Below are 19,609 nucleotides of genomic sequence, written 5' to 3' on the forward strand. Positions count from 1 at the left end.
GACCTGTCTGCACCTGCATGATGGCTGCCCGGCTCCGTCGGCGAACGCCCGGCATCGAGCATCGGGCATCCGGCCTCGGAGCATCCGGCATCGGAAGGGACACCATGAGGTCCATATCCCGCACCAGGGACATCGCCGCCACCCCGCAGCAGCTCTTCGCCCTCCTCCGGGACACGAGCCGGCACGCCGAGCTGGACGGCTCGGGCATGCTGCGCGGCCGGCCCGACGGCCCGTCACCGCTGGGCCCCGGCGACCGGTTCAGCATGGGGATGCGGCAGGGACGGATCGCGTACCGGTCGGTGAATGTGGTGGTGGAGTACGAGAAGGACCGGCTGATCGCCTGGGAGACGTGGGGGGAGTTTCGCGGGCGGCGCTTCGTCGGCGGCCAGCGCTGGCGTTTCGAGCTGACCGCCGTCGACGGCGCCGGCGCCACCCGCGTCACCCACACCTACGACTGGTCCCGCGCCCGGCTCCCCCGGCTGGTCGTCGAACTCCCCGGCTATCCCCGGCGGATGGGCCCGGCGATGGCGGCCACGCTGGAGCGCCTGGCCGCCGCCGTAGGGGGTTAGGAACCCGCGCCCCGTTCCCGCACGTCACCGCTCAGCAGCTCCACGCCGCGCAGCAGTGCCGAGTGGTCGAGGGCGCCGTCGCCGCGGGCCACGGAGGAGGCGATGAGCTGGGCCGCGACGGCGCCGACCGGGAGCGGGACGCCGACGGTGCGGGCGGCGTCGGTGACGATGCCCATGTCCTTGTGGTGCAGCTCCAGCTTGAAGCCGGGGGTGAATTCGTGGGCGAGGAGGTTGTCCTTCTTGCGGGCGAGGACGGTGGAGCCGGCCAGTCCGCCGCCCAGGACCTCCAGCGCGGCCCGCAGATCGACGCCGGACTTCTCGAGGAAGACCACGGCCTCCGCGACGGCCTGCAGATTGACGGCGACGATCAGCTGGTTGGCGGCCTTGACGGTCTGCCCGGCGCCGTGCGGGCCGCAGTGCACCACGGTCTTGCCGACGGCCTCGAAGACCGGCCGTGCGGCGTCGAAGTCGGCCTTGTCACCGCCGACCATGATCGACAGCACCCCCTCGACGGCGCCCGCCTCGCCGCCCGACACGGGGGCGTCCAGCACCCGGATGCCCTTGTCGGCGGCGGCCTTGGCCAGGTCGATGGAGGTCTGCGGAGTGATGGAGGAGTGGTCAATCAGCAGCGCACCGGACCGGGCGTTCTCCAGGATGCCGTCAGGGCCGTACGCGACGGCCTCGACCTGCGGCGACGCCGGGACCATGGTGATCACCACATCCGCGTCCCGCACCGCCTCGGCGAGGGAGGCCGCCTCCCTGCCGCCGGCCGCGACCAGCGCATCGGCCCGCCCGGGGCTCCGGTTCCAGCCGCGCACGGTGTGCCCGGCCTTGGCGAGGTTCACGGCCATGGGGCTGCCCATGATGCCTAGGCCGATGAAGGCGATGGTGCTCATTACGCCACGCTCACTAACTTCCACAAAACGGAATCAAGCTATCGCTATCCGGAATCCATCATGCGGCGCGCCGGCGAGGAGCGTCAACCGTCAGAGTGCGTCGATGGCCGTCAGGTCGATGTCGATGCCGTAGGGGGCGGAGACCTTGAGGCGGTTGTGGTGGGTGCCTGTGGGGACGTAGACGTGCGCCTCCGCGTCAAGCTCGAAGACATGGACAACCGGGTACTGGTCGACGCCGGCCATCTCCATCCGCCAGAAGTACGGAATACCCGCATTGGCGTACTTGTGCGGCTTGGTGTCACGGTCACGGGCCTCGGACTCGGGAGAGACCACCTCGACGGCGAGCATCACGTCCCTGGCCTGGAAGTAGGTCTGTTCGCGATTCCGCGCGGCGGCAGCTCGAATCACGGCGACATCCGGCTCGGGGCCGTTGCGTTTGTCGATCACCACGGTCATCTCGCGCTTGACCTTCAGCTCTGGCGGTGCGGTGCGGCGCAGCCCGCTCACCAGCAAGTCGATCGCATCACTGTGAAAAATGCGCTGCGGACTCACAAAAACCAAACTCCCGTCGAGCAACTCCGTGTGCGGCGGGAGGTCGGGCAGCGTCAGCAGGTCGTCCACGGTGTAACCGTCCTGCGGCGGCACCGGCCAGTGGTGCGCGATCTCAGCGGTCATAAGTCCTCCCATGGACGGGATTCTGGGCCGTATCGCCAGCGTACCCAGGGCAAACGACAACGCCGCCGCCCAAACGAATGAGCGACGGCGCAGCCATTGACCTCAGCGGGAGATCACCAGGGGATCACTCCCACTCGATCGTCCCCGGCGGCTTGCTGGTGACATCGAGCACCACCCGGTTCACATCGGCGACCTCGTTCGTGATGCGGGTCGAGATGCGGGCCAGGACGTCGTACGGCATACGGGTCCAGTCCGCCGTCATCGCGTCCTCGGAGGAGACGGGGCGCAGCACGATCGGGTGGCCGTAGGTGCGGCCGTCGCCCTGGACGCCGACCGAGCGGACGTCGGCGAGCAGGACCACCGGGCACTGCCAGATCTCGCGGTCCAGGCCGGCCGCGGTGAGCTCCTCGCGGGCGATGGCGTCGGCCTCGCGCAGCAGGTCGAGGCGGTCCTTGGTGACCTCGCCGACGATGCGGATGCCCAGGCCGGGGCCGGGGAACGGCTGGCGGTGGACGATCTCGTCCGGCAGGCCGAGTTCGGAGCCGACCATCCGGACCTCGTCCTTGAACAGCTGCCGCAGCGGCTCGACGAGCTCGAACTCGATGTCGTCGGGCAGGCCGCCGACGTTGTGGTGCGACTTGATGTTGGCCGTGCCCGTGCCGCCGCCGGACTCGACGATGTCCGGGTAGAGCGTGCCCTGGACCAGGAACGCCACGGGGTGGTCGTTCGGGGCCTCGGCCACGATCTCGGCCTGGGCCTGCTCGAAGACGCGGATGAACTCGCGGCCGATGATCTTGCGCTTGGTCTCGGGGTCGGACACCCCGGCCAGCGCGTTCAGGAACCGCTCCTGGGCGTCGACGACCTTCAGCTGGACGCCGGTGGCGGCCACGAAGTCCTTCTCGACCTGCTCGGACTCGCCCTTACGCATCAGGCCGTGGTCGACGTAGACGCAGGTCAGCTGGTCGCCGATGGCCTTCTGGACGAGGGCGGCGGCCACCGCGGAGTCGACGCCGCCGGACAGCCCGCAGATCGCCCGCTTGCTGCCGACCTGCTCGCGGATGGCGGCGACCTGCTCCTCGACCACGCTGGTGGTCGTCCAGGTCGGCTCGATGCCCGCACCGCGGTAGAGGAAGTGCTCCAGGACCTGCTGGCCGTGCGTGGAGTGCAGGACCTCGGGGTGGTACTGGACGCCGTAGAGCTTCTTCTCGTCGTTCTCGAAGGCGGCGACCGGTACGACGTCGGTCGAGGCGGTGACCGTGAAGCCTTCGGGGGCGGCGGAGCAGGCGTCGCCGTGCGACATCCAGACGGACTGCTCGGCCGGGGTGCCCTCGAAGAGGGTCGAGCCGGGCTTGGAGACGGTCAGCGGGGTGCGGCCGTACTCGCGGGCGCCGTTGTCGTCGACGGTGCCGCCGAGGGTCGTGGCCATCAGCTGGAAGCCGTAGCACATGCCGAAGACCGGGACGCCGGCTTCGAACAGGGAGCGGTCGAGGCTGGGGGCGCCTTCCGCGTAGACCGACGAGGGACCGCCGGAGAGGATGATCGCCTTCGGGTTCTTGGCGAGCATCTCGGCCACCGGCATGGTGGACGGCACGATCTCGCTGTAGACCCTGGCCTCGCGGACGCGGCGGGCGATGAGCTGGGCGTACTGCGCACCGAAGTCGACTACGAGGACGACGTCCGGGGCGGCGGCAGGGGGTCCTGATGACACTTCGGCGGCCTTCCGGCGGTGGAACAAGGGGTTGGACTTTCGATTCTAACGGGCTCATACTTGGCCCCATGTCCAAGCAGCTGACCTTCGTCTTTACCTATGGCACCGGCCCGTCCGGCTGCCATGGTCGTGCTGCTTGATCCACTGACAAGCGACTTCCCAGGCGCCCCGGGCCGACAAGGCCCGGGGCGTCTGCGTTCCGGATCATGTCGGCCCCGGGGACCCACACCCCAGGAGATACGGATATGAGCACCGACACCGCGACCGCCGCCCCCGCCGCCCCCGACACCGGCGCCCGCACCCCCGAGGCGGCCGGGCTGATCACGGACGCGCGCAGCCGGATCGACGATCTCGACGGCCGGATCATCGGTCTCGTACAGGAACGGATGGCCGTCTCGGCCGTCATCCAGCGCGAGCGCATCGCCTCCGGCGGACGCCGGGTGAACCTCGCCCGCGAGATGGAGATCCTGGCGCACTTCCGCAACCAGCTCGGCAAGCCGGGTACCGCGCTGGCGATGACCTTGCTGGAGCTGTCGCGGGGGCAGGTCTGAGGCGTGGCCGGAATCCGACCGGTATCCGGGGCCGGGCGAGGGCGCGGGACGCCGGGATACGCGCTCCGGCGCGGCGGCCGCATCTGAGTTCGGTTGCCGACTCACCCGTACGGCGCGTGACCGGCCGCCGAGAGGCTTCGTTGTTCCCGGTGCCACGCCAGCCAGGCGCGGCCTGCAGGACTACGCGTAGACGCCGCCCCACGGGCGGAAAGCCGGAGCGATGAGACGCCGGCCGCTTGCAGCGGTCCGCGTCGTGGGACCTCGCTGCGGTGCCGTGACCGGTCAGCAGGGGACAGCAGCCCGGTCACATCCGATGGGGTGGTCGGTCCTGGGGACGCCCGGGACCGACCGCATCCGGTCGAAACGGTTGCGCCGGGTGAGGCGCATCCAGGACGATGCTTGACGTACCGCTTTCCGCGCCTGGTACGGCCCTCGGCATTGCCATTGGTCCGACCACCGCGCGGTCCGCACCACCCCGAACCACACGCACCACCCCATATGCCAGCGGCGCTACCCCCCCCCCCAGCGCCGCCCGTCGGTGCCGGCGCTGCCCTGACGCCGGCACCGAAAGCCAAGGGCCCCGTGACCGTCCGCACCCCCCTCGCGGACGGCGTCCCGGGGCCCTTCGCTGTGCCCGCCCCGTCCGGCGGCTGTGCACTGTCCGTGAGCCCATATGCGCCGTCCGCCCGTTTTCTGTGCGTTGCCCGTGTGTTGCCTGTGTGGCGCCTGTGAGACGTGTGAGCGGCGTCACTGCGGCGTTTCCGGTTTGGCGAACAACCTTTTTCGGCCATGGCTGGTCATGTACCTGCAATCGCACGGCCCTACCGCGCCCCACCGCGACGGCCCGCACCAACTTGTGCCGCCCTGCGGCACTTTGGACACCCGAGAGGTCTTCTCGATGAAGCTTCGCCGTGCCCTGACAGCCGCTGCCGCTACGGCCGTCATCGCCCCCGCCGTCCTGATGGCGGCGCCCGCCGCGTACGCGACCGGCCCCGAGACCGAGGCCGGCGTGAGTGCCGAGCCGACGCCGGCCACCCCCGACGCGGACCCGACCGACGGCGCCACCACGCCGGCCGACGAGCCCACCGAAGGCTCCACCGCCCCCGCGCCGTCCGACGAGCCCACCGCGCCGACGGACGAGCCCACCACCGGCACCCCCACGGAGAAGCCCACCGGCGACCCGACGGACAAGCCGACCGACAAGCCCACCGTCTCCCCCACCGTGAAGCCGACCACGGAGCCCTCCGAGGACCCGGAGTGCGCCAAGGAGTCGGACGAGACGGCCATCTCCACCGAGCTGCGCGGCCTGCCCAGCAAGGTCGTGGCCGGCTCCGGCTGGAAGAACTTCACCTTCCGCGCCACCAACACCTCGGACAAGGCGATGAAGTCGGTCGACGCGTACGTCGCACTGGCCGGCATCAGCAGCGACTCCCTCCACGACGTCTCGCGGCACGTAACGGTGCAGTGGTTCGACGAGGACTCCGGCACCTGGAAGGCCATCACCGACACGGAGGGCTACTTCGCCACCGTCTACGACCTGGGGCCCGATGAGTACGCCGACGCCAAGCTGCGCCTGAGGGTCGATGCCAAGACCCCGGGCAGCTACGGCTTCGCGTTCACCATCGGCGCGTACCACGACGAGGACGACGTCTGCGGCTTCTCCGACGTCGCGGAGTACGACTTCGACATCCTGGTCGCGGGCAGCAAGCCGGGCACCGTGCCGCCGGCCAAGAGCAAGCCGGGCAAGAGCAAGGGCAACAAGCCCGCTCCGCAGGGCGATCTGAAGAAGCTTCCGGTCACCGGCAAGCTCGCCGAGACCGGTTCGTCCTCCGCGCTGCCGGTCATCGGCATGGTGGGCGGTATCGCCATGGTGGTGGGCGCGGGTGCGCTCTTCGTCGTCCGCCGTCGTAAGACGGATGGCGTCGCGGCCGCGTAAGCGGTGATCAGCTGACGGCGAGGGGCCGCACCGGATACCGGTGCGGCCCCTCGCCCGCTTCCGTCGTCTGCGCGCCTACTTCTTCGGCGGCACCGGCGGGACGGCCAGGAACGGCAGATTCAGCGCCCCGAAGGCCTGCTCCGGGACGGCGGGGCTGACCGGCGCCACCGGCGCCAGCCGCTCGTAGGCCCGGCCCGGCGCGGGGCGCGGGTCCGGCTCGCCCTTGTTCGGCCACAGCGACATCGCGCGCTCGGCCTGTGCCGTGATCGTCAGGGACGGATTGACGCCCAGGTTGGCGGAGACCGCGGCACCGTCGACCACCGAGATGCCGGGGTGTCCGTAGAGGCGGTGGTACGGGTCGATGACGCCCTGGTCCGCGTCCTCGCCGATCGGGCAGCCGCCCAGGAAGTGCGCGGTCAGCGGCGTGCCCATCAGCTCGCCGACATTGCTGCCCGCGAAGCCGTTGATCTCCTGGGCGAGGAGGGTGGCCGCCCGGGTCGCCTCGGGGATCTGGTTGGGGTTCGGGGCGCCGTGCCCCTGGCGCGCGGTGAGCAGGCCCTTTCCGAGACCGTCCGGTTTGCGGTACGTGGTCAGGGAGTTGTCCAGCGACTGCATCACCAGGCCGATGATGGTGCGCTCGGACCAGCGGCGGTTGGAGAGCGAGCGGACGGCCAGCCAGGGGTGCCGGGCGACGTTCGCCAGCCAGCCCGCGACCCGCCCCGCCGGCCGGTACGGCACCTGGAGGATCGTCAGCCCGCCCATCGCGTTGGAGCCCTTGCCGTACCGGACGGGCTCGATGTGCGTGTTCGCGTCGGGGTGGATCGAGGACGTGATCGCCACGCCCTTGGTGAAGTCGACCTTGGCCGCACCGTGCCGCTTGCGGTAGCGGCGGTTGTCGCTCTGCGCGCCCACCAGCGCCTCGGAGTTGGTACGGGTCAGCGAACCGAGCCGGCCGGAGAGGTACGGCAGCAGGCCACTGTCCTTCATGCGGTGCAGCAGCGTCTGGGTGCCGTACGTGCCAGCCGCGATGACGACACGGCGGGCGGTGAACGTATGCCCGCCCGTCACCCGACCACCGCCCCTCGTCGAGGCGCTTCGCGCCGCACCGGCCCTTCTGCCCTTCCTCTTGTCGTCGGTCGGGAGCGTGCCGACGGCAAAGCCGCCGCGCGAGTCCTCGGTGACGGTGACGACGGAGGTCATGGGGTGGATGACCGCGCCCGCCCGCTCCGCGAGATGGAGATAGTTCTCGTTGAGGGTGTTCTTCGCGCCGTGCCGGCAGCCCGTCATGCACTCGCCGCACTCGGTGCAGGCCTTGCGGGAGGGGCCCGCGCCGCCGAAGTACGGGTCCGCGACCTCTCCTCCGGGCGAGGTCTTCGAGGTGCCGTCCGCGTCGTCGCCGTCCCCGAAGAACACCCCGACCGGCGCCATGTGGAAGGAGTCACCGACGCCCATGGCCTGCGCGGTCGCCTTCAAGTGGACGTCGGACGGCGTCATCGTCGGGTTGAGCCGCACGCCCAGCATCCGCCGGGCCTGGTCGTAGTACGGCTTCAGCTCCTCCTGCCAGTCGGTGATGTCCTTCCACTGGGGATCGTCGAAGAACGGCTTCGGCGGTACGTAGAGGGTGTTGGCGTAGTTCAGCGAACCGCCGCCGACCCCGGCGCCCGCCAGGACCATCACATTGCCGAGGAGATGGATGCGCTGGATGCCGTAGAGGCCGAGCGCCGGGGCCCAGAGGTAGTTCTTGAGGTCCCAGGAGTTCTTCGGGAGGGTCTCGCGGGTGAAGCGCCGTCCCGCCTCGAGGACGCCGACGCGGTAGCCCTTCTCGGTCAGGCGGAGCGCGGAGACGGACCCGCCGAAGCCGGATCCGACGACGAGCACGTCGTAGTCATAGCCGCCGTCCACTTCGGCGTCCGGGCCCTGATTTTGGGCAGAGTTCTCCTGGGGCACTGGCTCTCCCTGAATGAGGTGACTTACCGGAGTCGGAACGCCTTCATCGCGCGCAGGCTGAGCGACATGAGCGCCGCGTACTTCTCGTCGTCCATGCCGAAGGCCGGGGCGAGCGGCATGATCCGCTGGTGGGCGACGGTCTGCGCCTCGGTGTACTTGAGGATGCCCTCGGAGCCGTGCCGGCGGCCGAGCCCTGAGTCGCCCATGCCGCCCATCGGGGACTGCACGCTGCCGTAGCCCGCGGCGTAGGACTCGTTGACGTTGACGGTGCCGGTGCGCAGCCGCGCGGCGACCGCCCGCCCCCGGCGCCCGTCCTTGGTCCAGACGCTGGAATTGAGGCCGTAGGGCGTGGCGTTGGCGAGCGCGACCGCCTCGTCCTCGTCGCTGAAGCGGTAGATCGAGACGACCGGGCCGAAGGTCTCCTCGCCGCAGACGGCCATCGGGGCCTCGACGCCGTCCAGGATGGTGGGCTCGTAGAAGAGGGGGCCGATGTCGGGGCGCGGCTTGCCGCCGGCGACGAGCTTGGCGCCCTTGGCGACGGCCTCCTCGACGTGCCGGGTGACGGTCTCCAGCTGCCGCTCGCCCACCAGGGAGCCCATATCGGCTCCGTAGGCGAGGGCGTTGCCCAGGCGCATGGCCTTCGTACGGGCGGCGAAGCGCTGGACGAAGTCGTCGGCGATGGACTCGTGGACGTACAGCCGCTCGATGGAGATGCACAGCTGGCCCGCGGAGGAGAAGCAGCCGCGCACCGCGCCGGAGGCGGCCTTCTCCACATCGGCGTCGTGCAGCACCAGCATGGCGTTCTTGCCGCCCAGTTCGAGCGAGCAGCCGACCAGGCGGGCCGCGGCGCCCTGGGCGACCTCGCGGCCGGTGCGGGTGGAGCCGGTGAAGGAGACGTAGTCGGCGTGCTTGACGATCTCGGGGCCGACGACCGGGCCGTCGCCGATGACGACCTGCCACACCTCGGGCGGCAGCCCGGCCTCGATGAGCTGCTCGCGGGCCCACAGGGCGGTCAGCGCGGTCTCGGTGTCGGGCTTCATGACGACGGCGTTGCCCGCGACGAAGGCCGGCAGGGCGTCGCCGACGGAGAGCTCGAAGGGGTAGTTCCAGGGGGCTATCTGACCCACCACGCCGCGGGGCTGGCGGAGTTCGGTGACCTTGGTGAGGGTCGGTACGACGCCGGTGTGGCCCTTGGGCTTGAGGTAGGAGGCGGCCTTGCGGCCGTAGTGGCGGGCGGCGACGGCGACCGCCTGCACCTCCTCGTGGGCGTGGAGGCGGGCCTTGCCGGTCTCCAGCTGGATGAGGTCGAGGACCTCGGCCTGGCGCTGGAGGACGAGGTCGTGGAAGCGCAGCAGGACGGCGGCGCGGCGCTTGACCGGGACCCGCGCCCAGCTCGCCTGGGCGGCGCGGGCGCGCTCGAAGGCGGTGGCGACGTCCTCGGGGGTGGACTCGGGCAGGTCCGCGAGCTTCTCGCCGGTGAACGGCGTGTGGTTGGCGGTCCGGCCAGTGCCGACCACTCCGCGGGTCAGGCGGGCGACCACCTCCGGGGTGACCACGTCGGCGGCGGTGCGGGTGCCGGCGGCGGAGGATGCCACGGGGTTCCCGGCGGGCGTCGCTGCAGTGTCCTGAAGGGCGTCCTTGGTGTCCTGCGAGTCCGTCATGCGGGCGAGCGTATTCCTCCCCGGGCACTTTGTGTACCCGGCAGTAACGAGTTTTCGCCCGGCGCCCACGACTACGCCAGTGATTGCTGGCCGTAAAGGGTCTGGTCAGCGACGACGGCCCGGATGCCGAGGGGCGTCAGCCGGTGAGCCGGAAGTCGTCCAGCGCGGTGTCGAAGTGCCGCTTGGCCACGGTGCGCGAGCCGACCGGCGCCGAGATCCAGACATCGATCATCTTCCCGCCCTGGTTCCAGCTCAGGTCGTAGGTGTACCGCGACCCGCCGTCCTGGGCGCTGCCGTTCCACACGAACTGCCAGAGCCCCGCCTGGAGTCCGTTGTGCGTGGTCTCGGTGACCTGACTCTGGCGGTAGCCCGTGTAGTTGTTGTCCGCGTCGGCCGCCCGCATCGCCCCGATCGGCCCCTCCGGCACCGGCTTCTGCAGCTGGACGCCGATCCGGAAGCGCTTGCCCTGCGAGTAGTAGTAGACCCGGCCCTTCTCGTACGAGCGGGTGAAGCCGTCCGGTACGGCGAGCGTGAAGCCGGCCGGGTCGCGGACGAGACCGTAACCGGCGGGGATCTTGGTGCCGTTGCCCCCGGCGGGCTTCGAGGTGCCCGTGACGGTCGCGCCGGGGTGGGCCGTGCCGCCCTGCGCCCCCGGCCCTGAAGGCGACGGCGAGTGCGCGCCCCCCTGGGACGCACTCGGCGTCGCGCCCCCCTTGCCCTGGTTGCCGTGGTCGTCGTTCTGGTTCATGACCAGGGCCGTGATGCCCGCGCCCGCGCCGCCGAGGACCACCACCGCCAGGGCGACCAGCAGGAAGGTGCGGGTGCGTCCGGTGTGCGGACGGGCGGCGGCCGCCAGCGCCCGGTCGTCGAGCGCGTCGGGGATGGGGACCCCAGGAGTGCGGCTGCCGGTACGGGGGCGGCCCGGGGCGGGGCCGGCGGGCGCGCGGCGGTCGGTGTAGCCGGTGGGGGCGAGGGGGGTGCCGCCGGGCAGGGACCGGCTGCCGTCGTCCAGGTCCTCGCTGGGCGGGTGCTCGCTGGGAAGGTCGCCGCTGGGGGCGTCGTAGAACGGGTCGTGGGCGTCGGGGGCCGGTCCGCGAGGGGCGGCCGGGGCGCTCGCGGCGGCCGCCTCACCGAAGCCGGCGCCGCGGCTTGCGGGACCGCGGCCTGCGGCGCCGCGGCCGCGCCCCCGGTGCGGGCCCGCCGTACGCTCCGGGGCTCGCCCCGTCCGCACGTACTCCCGCAGCAGCCGTTCCGTCTCCTCCACATCCAGGCGACGCTCCGGATCCCGCTCGAGCAGCCCGTTGATCACGGCGAGCAGCGGACGCGCCGCCTCCGGAATCTCGATCGCGTCGTACACGACGGCATGCAGCACGCCGGCCAACGAGTCGCGGCGGAACGGCGATTCACCGCTGAGCACGGCGCACATCAGCACCCCGAGCGACCACAGGTCCGCCTCGGGACCGGTGCCGTGCCCGGCCATCCGCTCCGGCGCGGTGTATTCCGGCGAGCCGATGAATCCGCCCGCCTCGGTCAGCGTCGTCACGCCCGGAACCTGGGCAATACCGAAGTCGGTGAGCACCACCCGGTGGGTTCCCGACTCGATCAGCACATTGGCGGGTTTGATGTCGCGGTGCAGCACGCCGCGGGCGTGCGCCGCCCGCAGCGCGCCCAGCAGCGCGACGGCGATCCGGGCCGCCTCGCGCGGGGCGAGCGGCCCGCCGCTGTAGAGCCGGTCGGCCAGCGACGGGCCGTCCACCAGCTCCATCACGATCCACGGCCGGCCGTCCTGCTCGACCACGTCATGCACGACGATCACATTGGGATGCTTGACCTGGGCGACCGTCCGCGCCTCCCGCATCGCCCGCTCACGCTGCACCCGCGCCTCGGACTCGGCCGTCGCCTCGTCCAGGTGCAGTTCCTTCACCGCGACCTGGCGGCCCAGCAGTTCATCGGTGGCCCGCCAGACCGTTCCCATTCCGCCGCGGCCCAGCCGTATGTCCAAGCGATACCGGCCACCCACGAGCCGGCCCTCGCCCCCGAAGATCCCCATGGGGGCCATCTTGCCGTACCACGACGGGCCCGGCAGGGGCGGCTCCCCCGCCAACCGCCATGAACGGGCCATGATTTCGCCCGTATCCCTCCTGACCTGGGACCACTGTGGTCCACTGCCCTCATGGAGGCAGTTGTGGCAAGCATTGTGGCCGTCATAGGCACCCTGCTGGGTTCCGGCATCACTCACGTCTTTCAGAATCGTGCGACCGACCGCAGTGAGCGCTTCGCCCGCCAGGAGCGGCTCCGCCAGGAACGTATCGACGCCTACTGCGCCTATGCGGGTGCGCTGCTGGACTACCGCCGGGTCCTCGTCCACCGCTGGTTCGTACTGCACGACGAGAACCGCTGCGACGAGGACTCCCCCGCACTCCGCGAGGAGATGTACAAGACCCGCTATACGGCCCAAGAAGCCATGTTCCGGGCGCAGATGGTGACCGATGATGCGGAGATCCTCGCCCGTAGCGAGCAGGTGATGGCGGATGTCACCGAGCTCCACTGGGCCGAGGACCGGGACACGCTGACCGCCGTACGGGCCGCCACCCGGGAGGGGATCCGCGGCTTCATCGCGGCCACGGCGCCGCGCGTGCGTTGAACGGGGCGGCCGGGCGCCTGAACGGGGACGACCGGGCGCACCTGTGCGGAACCCCACGACACACGGGGTGGAACCTCCACCGCCCCTCCGGCCGTCCTTGACACAGTGAGGCCATTGAGGCCGCCGTACGCGAACGGCGGCCGGTACGACAGCTGGTACGACGGCTGATACGGCGGAGCGGGGGTCGGCCATGGTGATGCAGGACGGCGGAACGGTGGATGTCCGGCCTGGCGCCGACCCGGGCCGGGCCGCCCCGGAACACAGCGGCGCCTATCTGGCCACCGGTCTGTGCCTGGCCCTCTACGGCGGCACACTGCTCGCCTGGACCGTCTACGGCATCTCGCAGGGCAACGGCACCGCCTGGGACTTCGTCGAGGGTCTGTTCAACCCCGGCGCCTCCACCGCGGTCCAGGTGCTCGGCCCCTACGAATGGGCCTTCACCGTCGCGTTCCTGGCCGTCTCCGGCCTGTCGCTGGCCCAGCGCCGGGTGGCCCGCAGCGCCGCCCTCCTGTGCGCCTTCCTCCTCCTGGCCATCTCCTTCCGCGAGGGCATCGGCCTGTTCGACTCCGCCTACCGCAACCACTACAGCGACGACACCCTGGGCGGCTGGGTGCTGGCGACGCGCGGCCTGGGCCTCCTGACGGCGCTGGTCATCCTGGCCGTGCTCGTCCCGGCCAGGGAGCGGCCCGCCGGCCCGCGGCCCGCGCCCGCCCCCGACAGCCCCGAAGCCCGCTGGCGCCGCCTGTCCCGCATCTGCGGCGTGCTGTTCCTGCTCACGGCCGTGACCCGGATCGGCTGGACCGTCCGCAACCTGGCATCCAGCGACATCGACGTCGGCCGCTACCTGCACGCCGTGTTCGACGGCTCGGTCCTCGGCACCCTCGACCTCTCCGTGGCCGCCGAATTCACCACCGTCGGCTCGGTGCTGGCCCTCGTGATCCTCGGCGTGACCGCCTTCCGCGGCCACCAGGACATCCGGGGCGCGCTCCTGCTCTTCGCGTCCGTGGAGCTGTACCTGACCGTACGCACGGTGGTGTGGCTGGCCGTGACGGACTTCTTCAACCTCTCCTCCGAGACGCTGGAGGGGGCGCTGTCGATGGCGACCACGGCGTATGCGCTGGCGGCGATGACGTCGGTGGTGCTGTTGGCGACGGGGCGGGGGGCCGGGGTGCCCCCTCAGTCGCGTTCCTTCAGCGCATCCGCGAGCTGACGCCCTTCCGGAGCCTTGCGGCGCAGTAGCACCGCCGCCGGTATGTGCGGAAAACGGCGCCCCAGTCCTCGTCAGCGATGGCTGCTACGAGCCGCGGGTGAGACCACAGGCCCGTATCAAAGTCACCCATGCCTCCAATATAGGGCGGTCCTATAGGGACTTGGGATGGGCGCGGGGGACCTTGGGGCGCAAGGGTCGTGCACGACAGACCCCCGCGACCGAGGGAACGGCGCGGGACGCGCCCACCCCGACGAAAGGCAGGCCCACGTGCCGCACACGCCCCCCAGTGCCCGTCTCCTCCCCTGGACCACCCCCGACGACAAGCCCTGCTATCTGCTCACCGACGGCGACGGCGGATACGTGTCCGAGTGGGCCGATCAGATGGAGGCCGTACAACTTGAGATGGGGGTGGGGCTGCTGGGGCATGCCCAGGAGCTGATCGATGACCCGAAGGCCGGCGCGCGGCAGCTGCGGTTTCTGGCGGTGCAGCTGAGTGCGGCGCTGCGGGATGCCGTGCGGATTGCGGAGAGCCGGGGCGGGCTGCGGGGCGGCTGAAACGCCGGGCCGGGCGTGCGGGGGAGATCCCCCTCCGAACCGCCCCCGCGCGCCAGCAGCGGCCGCCGCGTGTGGGGGTCGCGGCGGCCGCCGATGTGAACTGCAACGCCTCGTGGGCTTGTGGCCTCTTCAGTGGTGCAGCATAAGAACAACTCTGCCCGTGGAGGTCACTCCACGGCATCCTTCGCAGGTCGCGGGATTACCCCCGCCGGTCGGCGGGGGTACGGGGCCGTCCTGAGGCGGACCCCGGTGACAGGGAACGGAGTCGCGCAGCGCCGGGTGGTTCCGTGGAGTCGGGTGGGTGCGGAGGAGAAAGGGGCGGCCGGTGATCCGTGTCGCTGTGGTGGACGACGAGCGGCTTGTCAGGTCCGGGCTGAGGATGATTCTGGGGACCGCCCCGGATATCGAGATGGTCGCGGACTGCGGTGGCGCGGAGGCCGTGGACACCGTGCTGCGCAGCGGCGCGGAAGTGGTGCTGCTCGATATCCGGATGCCGGGGGTGGACGGGCTGACCGTGCTGCGGCGGCTGCGGGCCACGCCCGAGCCGCCTGCGGTGGCGATGCTGACGACCTTCGATGCCCAGGAGTATCTGACCGCGGCGTTGCGGGAGGGGGCGGCCGGATTCCTGCTCAAGGATTCGGACCCGGAGCAGCTGGTGCGGGCCGTACGGACGTTGGCGGCGGGCGGGAGTGTGCTGGATCCGGGGGTCACGCGGGCGGTGATCGGCGGATATCTGACGGCCGAGGACCAGGCTGCGGCGGCGCGGGCCGTCAGCGGGCTGACGCCGCGTGAGTCGCAGGTGCTGGCGCTGCTCGGTGAGGGGCTGGGGAACGCCCAGATAGCGGAGCGGATGGGACTGGCCTCGAGCACGGTCAAGGATCATGTGCGCGCCCTGTTGGCGAAATTGGGCGGGATCAATCGCATCCAGGCGGCGATTGTCGCCGACCGGGCCGGGCTGGTGGCCGGCGATCCCCGGGGGGCGCGGTGAGGGCCGGCGGGGCGGTGACACGCCTGCGGGCGCGGGCGCGGGTGTTCGCGCGGGGAGCGTTGGCGCATCGGGTGCGCCGGATCGCCCCGCTGCTGGTCCCGGTTCTCCTGGCCATCGCCGACGCGGTGCTGGTCAACGGCCTCAAACTTGCCCTGGAGCTGGGCGTCTCGGTGGTCGCCGCGACGGCCCTGCTGCTGCGCCGCCGCTTTCCGCTGCTCGTTTTTCTGTTCACGCTGCCCGGCCTCTACATCGGCTACATCTGGTTCGCGCCGATGATCGGGCTGTACACGCTCGCCGCCCGCCGGCCCGGCCGGGTGCGGCTGGGGATCTGCGCGGTGCTGCTGATCGCCGCGCATTTCTTCCCGTATCCGATCTCGGACTTCGAGCCGACCTCGTACCGGGAGAACACCCTGGTTCTCATCGATGCCTGCGTCACCTCTGCCGGGCCGATCGCCATGGGGCTGCTGGTCCGTACGCGGCGGGAACTCGCCGTCCGCGTCGAGGATCTGACCCGCAGCCTGCGCCGCGAGGACCGGCTGCTCGCGGACCGGGTGAAGACCACCGAACGCGCCCGGCTCGCCCGGGAGATGCATGACGTGGTGGCCCACCAGGTCAGCCTGATCAGCCTGCAGGCGGGGGCGGTGCAGGTGAGTACGCAGGACGAGGCGGCGCGGGCCGGTGCGCGCACGATCCGGGAGTTGTCGGTGCGGACGCTGGAGGAGCTGCGGCACATGGTGGGGGTGCTGCGGGCGGACGGCGGGGAGGCGGCGGAGGCCCATCGCCTCGCGCCGCAGCCGGACCTGGAGGAGCTGCCGCGGCTGATCGAGATGAGCGCGCTGGATGTGACGTACGAGGGGGGTGTGGTGGCCGGGGCGAGCGGCGCGAAGACGGTGGAGCGGGCGGCGTTCCGGACGGTCCAGGAGGCACTGACCAATGTGCGCAAGCACGCTCCGGGGGCGCGGGTGCGGGTCCGGGTCGCAGCCGATGGCTCCGGGGCGGGTGAGAGCTTGTGCGTCGAGATACGGAACGGGCCGCCGGACGAGGCCGCTACGGCGCCCGCGCTCCCTGGTGGCGGGCACGGGCTGGTGGGGCTGCGCGAGCGGGCCCAGAGTCTCGGGGGGACGTTGGAGGCGCGGAACACGTCGGACGGCGGCTTTGTCGTACGGGCGGAATTCCCGTACGGGGCGGGGTGATGGCTTACGGCGCCTTCCGGGCGGGGCCGGGTGATGCCCTGCGGCGCGGCGCCCCGGCCTGACGCGGGCAGCTCAGGCCGACAGCGGCGCCGCCGCCTCGTCCACGGCCGTATGCAGGTCGGGGTAGACCTCGAAGAGCCGGCGGACGCCCAGCGCCGCCAGGACGCGGTTGACGTGGGAGCCGTCGACGGCACCCTGTGCGGGAAGGATCAGTCGCAGGCGCCCCTGACAGGAGCGCATCAGTCTGCGGGCGGCGATCAGGACGCCGACACCACTGGAATCGCAGAACCGGACCTCGGAAAGATCGAGCACCACACTCCGCCGGCCGTCGGCCACCGCGTCGTGCACATGTTGGCGTACCGCGGGCGACGTGACCAGGTCCATTTCGCCGGAAACCTGCAGCACGGCCCACCGGCCCTGTTCGCCCTCTGCCACCTTCAACGACACGCGCTCGAAGCCTTTCGCTCGCTTTCGGACCGGCTGCGTTCCGGATCTATCCGGAACACACCTTCCCCGGCTCGACTGCCCGGCCTCTCTCCCCTGAAACTCTTCCGAATCCTTGGCGCAACAGGCCGTTCCTGCCCAAGGCTATGCCCACTGGGCGGTGCGTTTTCCCCGGTATCCGGTCACACACGGATAACACATCGGCCGATACAGGGTCGATCCGGAGCCGATACCGGCACGAAGGATGCACATGGATCTCTCTATCGATCGCTTTTGATCCGATTCGACGGGGGGGATACCACCTCATAGTGACAACTCCCCTACCATCCGCATCCCCCGAAGAACTTGGTTTGCTTCAAAGGAGCGTGCGTTGTCAGACCCTCGCATTACATTCGGAGTGGGCGAAGCGAGCACGGCGCCCGAAGCAGAGGTGTGAGCACGGCGGCGACGGACAGGGATAGGGGTCCGATGGGAAACGACACACCCCCGCGCTGGGACAGGCGGATGCAGCAGCGTCTGGCGCGCGGCGAGGCGGCCGCGCTCGGCGAGCTCTACGACCGCTTCGCTTCGCTCGTGCACAGCCTCGCGCACCGGGTCCTGGACGACGAGGACGCCGCCGACCGCGTCACCCGCGAGGTGTTCACCTACCTCTGGGAAAATCCCCATTCCTACGACCCCAAGCAGGGCTCGCTGCGCTCGTGGGTCGCCGCGGTCACCCGCCATGAGGCCGTCCAGCGGCTGCGCCGGACCGAGGCCGCCTCGGCGCGGGACTGCGGGCCCGATGCGCCCGCGCCGGCCGAGATGGAGCAGAAGATCCACGAAGCCTCCACGGCCGCCCGCGCCGATTACATCGTCACCTCCATGCCCGCCCCGCTGCGGGCCGCCTTGGAGCTGGCATATTTCCAGCGCCGGGACTACCGCCAGACCGCCGCGGACCTGGGCGTCACGGAGGACGAGGCCCGGCGCCGGCTCCGCCTGGGGCTGCAGCTGCTGTCCACCGCCCGCAACCACCCGGCCCTGTCGCCCTCCGCGCCCCGCTCGTCCCACGCGCCACGCAGCGCACCCGGCTCCCGTACGCCGTCCCACGCACCGCTGTCATCACATGCGCCCCACGGGCCGCGCTCGCCGCATCCGCCGCAGCACACCGGCCCCGGAAACGCCCCGCCCGGCTCGGGTCACGGACGGCTGCTGTGAACGGCCCGGACGAATGGGAGGGCCCCGGCCGGCCCGGCGGGCCCGGTGAACGGCCGCGGATACCAGCTCCGCGCCCCGCCGCCGAGGACCACGGCCCGCTGCCGGACGCCCGTCCCGCGCCGGAGCGGGAGCAGGAGCCGGAGCGGGATGCGAGTAGGGACACGAATAGGGATACGGATACGGCTGCAGATACGGGACCCATGACCGACGCCACCGGCTTGGGCTCCGGCTCCGGTTCGGGCTCCGGTTCCGGCTCCGGGGGCTCGCCGCCCGAGCCCGTTCCGTTCCCGGTCCCGGCCGCCCCGCCGCACAGGGTCCTCAAGTCGCTGCTCGGCGCCTGGGCGCTGGCCGCCTGTTCCACCGAGGAGACCGCCGCCGTCGAGGCCCATCTGACCGACTGCGCCTCCTGCGCGGATGAGGCGCTGCGGCTGCGCGAGGCCGTCGGCCTGCTGCATCCCGCCGACAGCCTCGACCTCGATCCGCTGCTGCGCTCCCGCGTCCTGGAGCGCTGCCTGGACCGCCGCCCGCCCCGTATCCCGGTGCCGGAGTGGGCGACGCCGTACGACGCGGAGACCGCGAAGCTCGACGCGCTGCTGCACGACATGGGCGAGGCCGAGTGGCGCGCCCCGGTGCGGCTGCGCTGGTTCGAAGGCGAACGGCCGGTGGAGCGCGAGACCACCGTCGCCGGGGTCATCGGCCATCTGATGACGGTCGACGGCCTGGTGGCGACGGCGCTCGGCCTGCCCGACCCGCTCGGCGCCGCCGCCCCGTCGGGCGCCCCGGGGCCGACGGACCGTACGGAGGCCTACTGGCAGGCGGTGGGCGAGGAGCCGGGCCGCCTCGCCACCCACGGCCCATGGCGCGAGCAGAGCTACGCGTTGATAAGGACGGTCTCGTTCGCCGGCGGCGGCGTCGACGAACTCGCCGTCCCGTACGGCACGTTGCGGCTCCCGATGTGCGATTCGTTCCTGGACCGCGCCTTCGGGTGCTGGGTACACGCCGGCGATATCGCGGACGCGGTGGACTATCCGTACGAGCCGCCGGCCGCCGGGCATGTCCACCGGCTGGTCGACCTCGCCGCCCGGCTGCTGCCCACCACGCTGGCCGACCGCCGCCGGGCCGGGCTCGCCTCGCCGCCGCGGAAGCTGGGTGAGGCGGGCGCCCCGGGCCGGACCCTCCACCTGGAGGTCGAGGGCAGCGGTGGCGGCCACTGGTACATACCGCTGGACTCCCCGGCGGCCCTGGGCACGAAGGAACAGACCGTCGCGCACATCGCCCTGGACAGCGCAGAGTTCTGCCAGCTGGCCGCGGGGCATGTCTCGCCGGAGGAGGCCGCCGCGGGCCAGCACGGCGAGCGCGAGGCGATCCGCGATGTCCTGTTCGCGACCGCGTCGCTGTCCCGTCTGTGAAGTCCCTCTGCTGCCGAGGCCTCTGCCGC

The 19,609-nt window shown here is 71.5% G+C and carries 16 protein-coding genes and 1 pseudogene; 10 read left to right on the forward strand and 7 right to left on the reverse strand.

The window, feature by feature from the left end:
* The first annotated feature begins 104 nt into the window (after positions 1-104).
* The gene (locus tag ACZ4S3_RS27275) at positions 105-569 is read left to right on the forward strand and encodes an SRPBCC family protein (RefSeq protein ID WP_467938589.1); all 465 of its coding nucleotides are present in this window, start codon (positions 105-107) and stop codon (positions 567-569) included.
* On the opposite strand, the gene ACZ4S3_RS27280 is transcribed toward ACZ4S3_RS27275, so the two are convergent.
* The 3 genes from ACZ4S3_RS27280 to guaA all read right to left on the reverse strand — a co-directional run bounded on the left by ACZ4S3_RS27280 (position 566) and on the right by guaA (position 3,848).
* The gene (locus tag ACZ4S3_RS27280) at positions 566-1,465 is read right to left on the reverse strand and encodes a 2-hydroxy-3-oxopropionate reductase (protein WP_467938591.1); all 900 of its coding nucleotides are present in this window, start codon (positions 1,463-1,465) and stop codon (positions 566-568) included. The two genes, ACZ4S3_RS27275 and ACZ4S3_RS27280, sit on opposite strands and share 4 nt — an antisense overlap.
* Positions 1,466-1,555: 90 nt before the next feature.
* Complete coding sequence (locus ACZ4S3_RS27285) at positions 1,556-2,140, reverse strand: Uma2 family endonuclease (protein WP_467938593.1); 585 nt, start codon at positions 2,138-2,140, stop codon at positions 1,556-1,558.
* 124 nt (positions 2,141-2,264) lie between these two features.
* Positions 2,265-3,848 (reverse strand): glutamine-hydrolyzing GMP synthase, encoded by a 1,584-nt coding sequence (gene guaA, locus ACZ4S3_RS27290; RefSeq protein ID WP_467938595.1) that lies wholly within the window; start codon positions 3,846-3,848, stop codon positions 2,265-2,267.
* Positions 3,849-4,093: 245 nt separating this feature from the next.
* Here guaA and ACZ4S3_RS27295 point away from each other — a divergent pair, with 245 nt between their 5' ends.
* Positions 4,094-4,399, forward strand: a complete 306-nt coding sequence (locus ACZ4S3_RS27295; protein ID WP_467938597.1) for a chorismate mutase — start codon at positions 4,094-4,096, stop codon at positions 4,397-4,399.
* Positions 4,400-5,297: 898 nt separating this feature from the next.
* A complete protein-coding gene (locus ACZ4S3_RS27300) occupies positions 5,298-6,335 on the forward strand; it encodes an LAETG motif-containing sortase-dependent surface protein (RefSeq protein WP_467938599.1) in 1,038 nt (345 codons plus the stop codon).
* 75 nt (positions 6,336-6,410) lie between these two features.
* Here ACZ4S3_RS27300 and ACZ4S3_RS27305 read toward each other — a convergent pair whose 3' ends face one another.
* From ACZ4S3_RS27305 to ACZ4S3_RS27315, 3 genes are all read right to left on the reverse strand, one after another.
* Complete coding sequence (locus ACZ4S3_RS27305) at positions 6,411-8,282, reverse strand: GMC oxidoreductase (protein WP_467938601.1); 1,872 nt, start codon at positions 8,280-8,282, stop codon at positions 6,411-6,413.
* 23 nt (positions 8,283-8,305) lie between these two features.
* Positions 8,306-9,943, reverse strand: coding sequence for a succinic semialdehyde dehydrogenase (locus ACZ4S3_RS27310; RefSeq protein WP_467938603.1), 1,638 nt, complete (start codon positions 9,941-9,943; stop codon positions 8,306-8,308).
* Between the two features lie 136 nt (positions 9,944-10,079).
* The gene (locus ACZ4S3_RS27315; RefSeq protein ID WP_467938605.1) at positions 10,080-11,993 is read right to left on the reverse strand and encodes a serine/threonine-protein kinase; all 1,914 of its coding nucleotides are present in this window, start codon (positions 11,991-11,993) and stop codon (positions 10,080-10,082) included.
* A gap of 135 nt (positions 11,994-12,128) precedes the next feature.
* Between ACZ4S3_RS27315 and ACZ4S3_RS27320 the strand changes: the two genes are divergently transcribed.
* From ACZ4S3_RS27320 to ACZ4S3_RS27340, 5 genes are all read left to right on the forward strand, one after another.
* Positions 12,129-12,587 carry a hypothetical protein gene (locus tag ACZ4S3_RS27320; RefSeq protein ID WP_467938607.1) on the forward strand — a complete coding sequence of 153 codons (459 nt, stop codon included), beginning with the start codon at positions 12,129-12,131 and terminating at the stop codon, positions 12,585-12,587.
* Between the two features lie 190 nt (positions 12,588-12,777).
* On the forward strand, positions 12,778-13,797 hold the full coding sequence (locus ACZ4S3_RS27325) for a hypothetical protein (RefSeq protein ID WP_467938609.1): 1,020 nt from the start codon (positions 12,778-12,780) through the stop codon (positions 13,795-13,797).
* A gap of 267 nt (positions 13,798-14,064) precedes the next feature.
* The gene (locus tag ACZ4S3_RS27330) at positions 14,065-14,352 is read left to right on the forward strand and encodes a hypothetical protein (RefSeq protein ID WP_467938611.1); all 288 of its coding nucleotides are present in this window, start codon (positions 14,065-14,067) and stop codon (positions 14,350-14,352) included.
* A gap of 325 nt (positions 14,353-14,677) precedes the next feature.
* Positions 14,678-15,340, forward strand: a complete 663-nt coding sequence (locus ACZ4S3_RS27335; protein ID WP_467938613.1) for a response regulator — start codon at positions 14,678-14,680, stop codon at positions 15,338-15,340.
* 14 nt (positions 15,341-15,354) lie between these two features.
* A complete protein-coding gene (locus ACZ4S3_RS27340) occupies positions 15,355-16,533 on the forward strand; it encodes a sensor histidine kinase (RefSeq protein ID WP_467938615.1) in 1,179 nt (392 codons plus the stop codon).
* A 72-nt stretch (positions 16,534-16,605) separates the two neighbouring features.
* On the opposite strand, the gene ACZ4S3_RS27345 is transcribed toward ACZ4S3_RS27340, so the two are convergent.
* The gene (locus ACZ4S3_RS27345) at positions 16,606-16,980 is read right to left on the reverse strand and encodes an STAS domain-containing protein (protein ID WP_393538666.1); all 375 of its coding nucleotides are present in this window, start codon (positions 16,978-16,980) and stop codon (positions 16,606-16,608) included.
* A 465-nt stretch (positions 16,981-17,445) separates the two neighbouring features.
* Between ACZ4S3_RS27345 and ACZ4S3_RS27350 the strand changes: the two are divergent.
* Positions 17,446-18,045: pseudogene (locus ACZ4S3_RS27350) on the forward strand (sigma-70 family RNA polymerase sigma factor); the annotation flags it as partial.
* 122 nt (positions 18,046-18,167) lie between these two features.
* Positions 18,168-19,580, forward strand: coding sequence for an anti-sigma factor family protein (locus ACZ4S3_RS27355; protein ID WP_467938617.1), 1,413 nt, complete (start codon positions 18,168-18,170; stop codon positions 19,578-19,580).
* The last annotated feature ends 29 nt before the right edge of the window (positions 19,581-19,609 follow it).

Source organism: Streptomyces sp. NPDC028368 (assembly GCF_055565615.1).

Excerpts from the sequence above, each read along its gene's own strand:
- ACZ4S3_RS27300 (WP_467938599.1), top strand. The coding sequence starts at position 5,298 with ATGAAGCTTCGCCGTGCCCTGACAGCCGCTGCCGCTACGGCCGTCATC.
- ACZ4S3_RS27280 (WP_467938591.1), bottom strand. The coding sequence starts at position 1,465 with ATGAGCACCATCGCCTTCATCGGCCTAGGCATCATGGGCAGCCCCATG.
- ACZ4S3_RS27295 (WP_467938597.1), top strand. The coding sequence starts at position 4,094 with ATGAGCACCGACACCGCGACCGCCGCCCCCGCCGCCCCCGACACCGGC.
- ACZ4S3_RS27275 (WP_467938589.1), top strand. The coding sequence starts at position 105 with ATGAGGTCCATATCCCGCACCAGGGACATCGCCGCCACCCCGCAGCAG.
- ACZ4S3_RS27315 (WP_467938605.1), bottom strand. The coding sequence starts at position 11,993 with ATGGGGATCTTCGGGGGCGAGGGCCGGCTCGTGGGTGGCCGGTATCGC.
- ACZ4S3_RS27285 (WP_467938593.1), bottom strand. The coding sequence starts at position 2,140 with ATGACCGCTGAGATCGCGCACCACTGGCCGGTGCCGCCGCAGGACGGT.
- ACZ4S3_RS27325 (WP_467938609.1), top strand. The coding sequence starts at position 12,778 with ATGGTGATGCAGGACGGCGGAACGGTGGATGTCCGGCCTGGCGCCGAC.
- ACZ4S3_RS27310 (WP_467938603.1), bottom strand. The coding sequence starts at position 9,943 with ATGACGGACTCGCAGGACACCAAGGACGCCCTTCAGGACACTGCAGCG.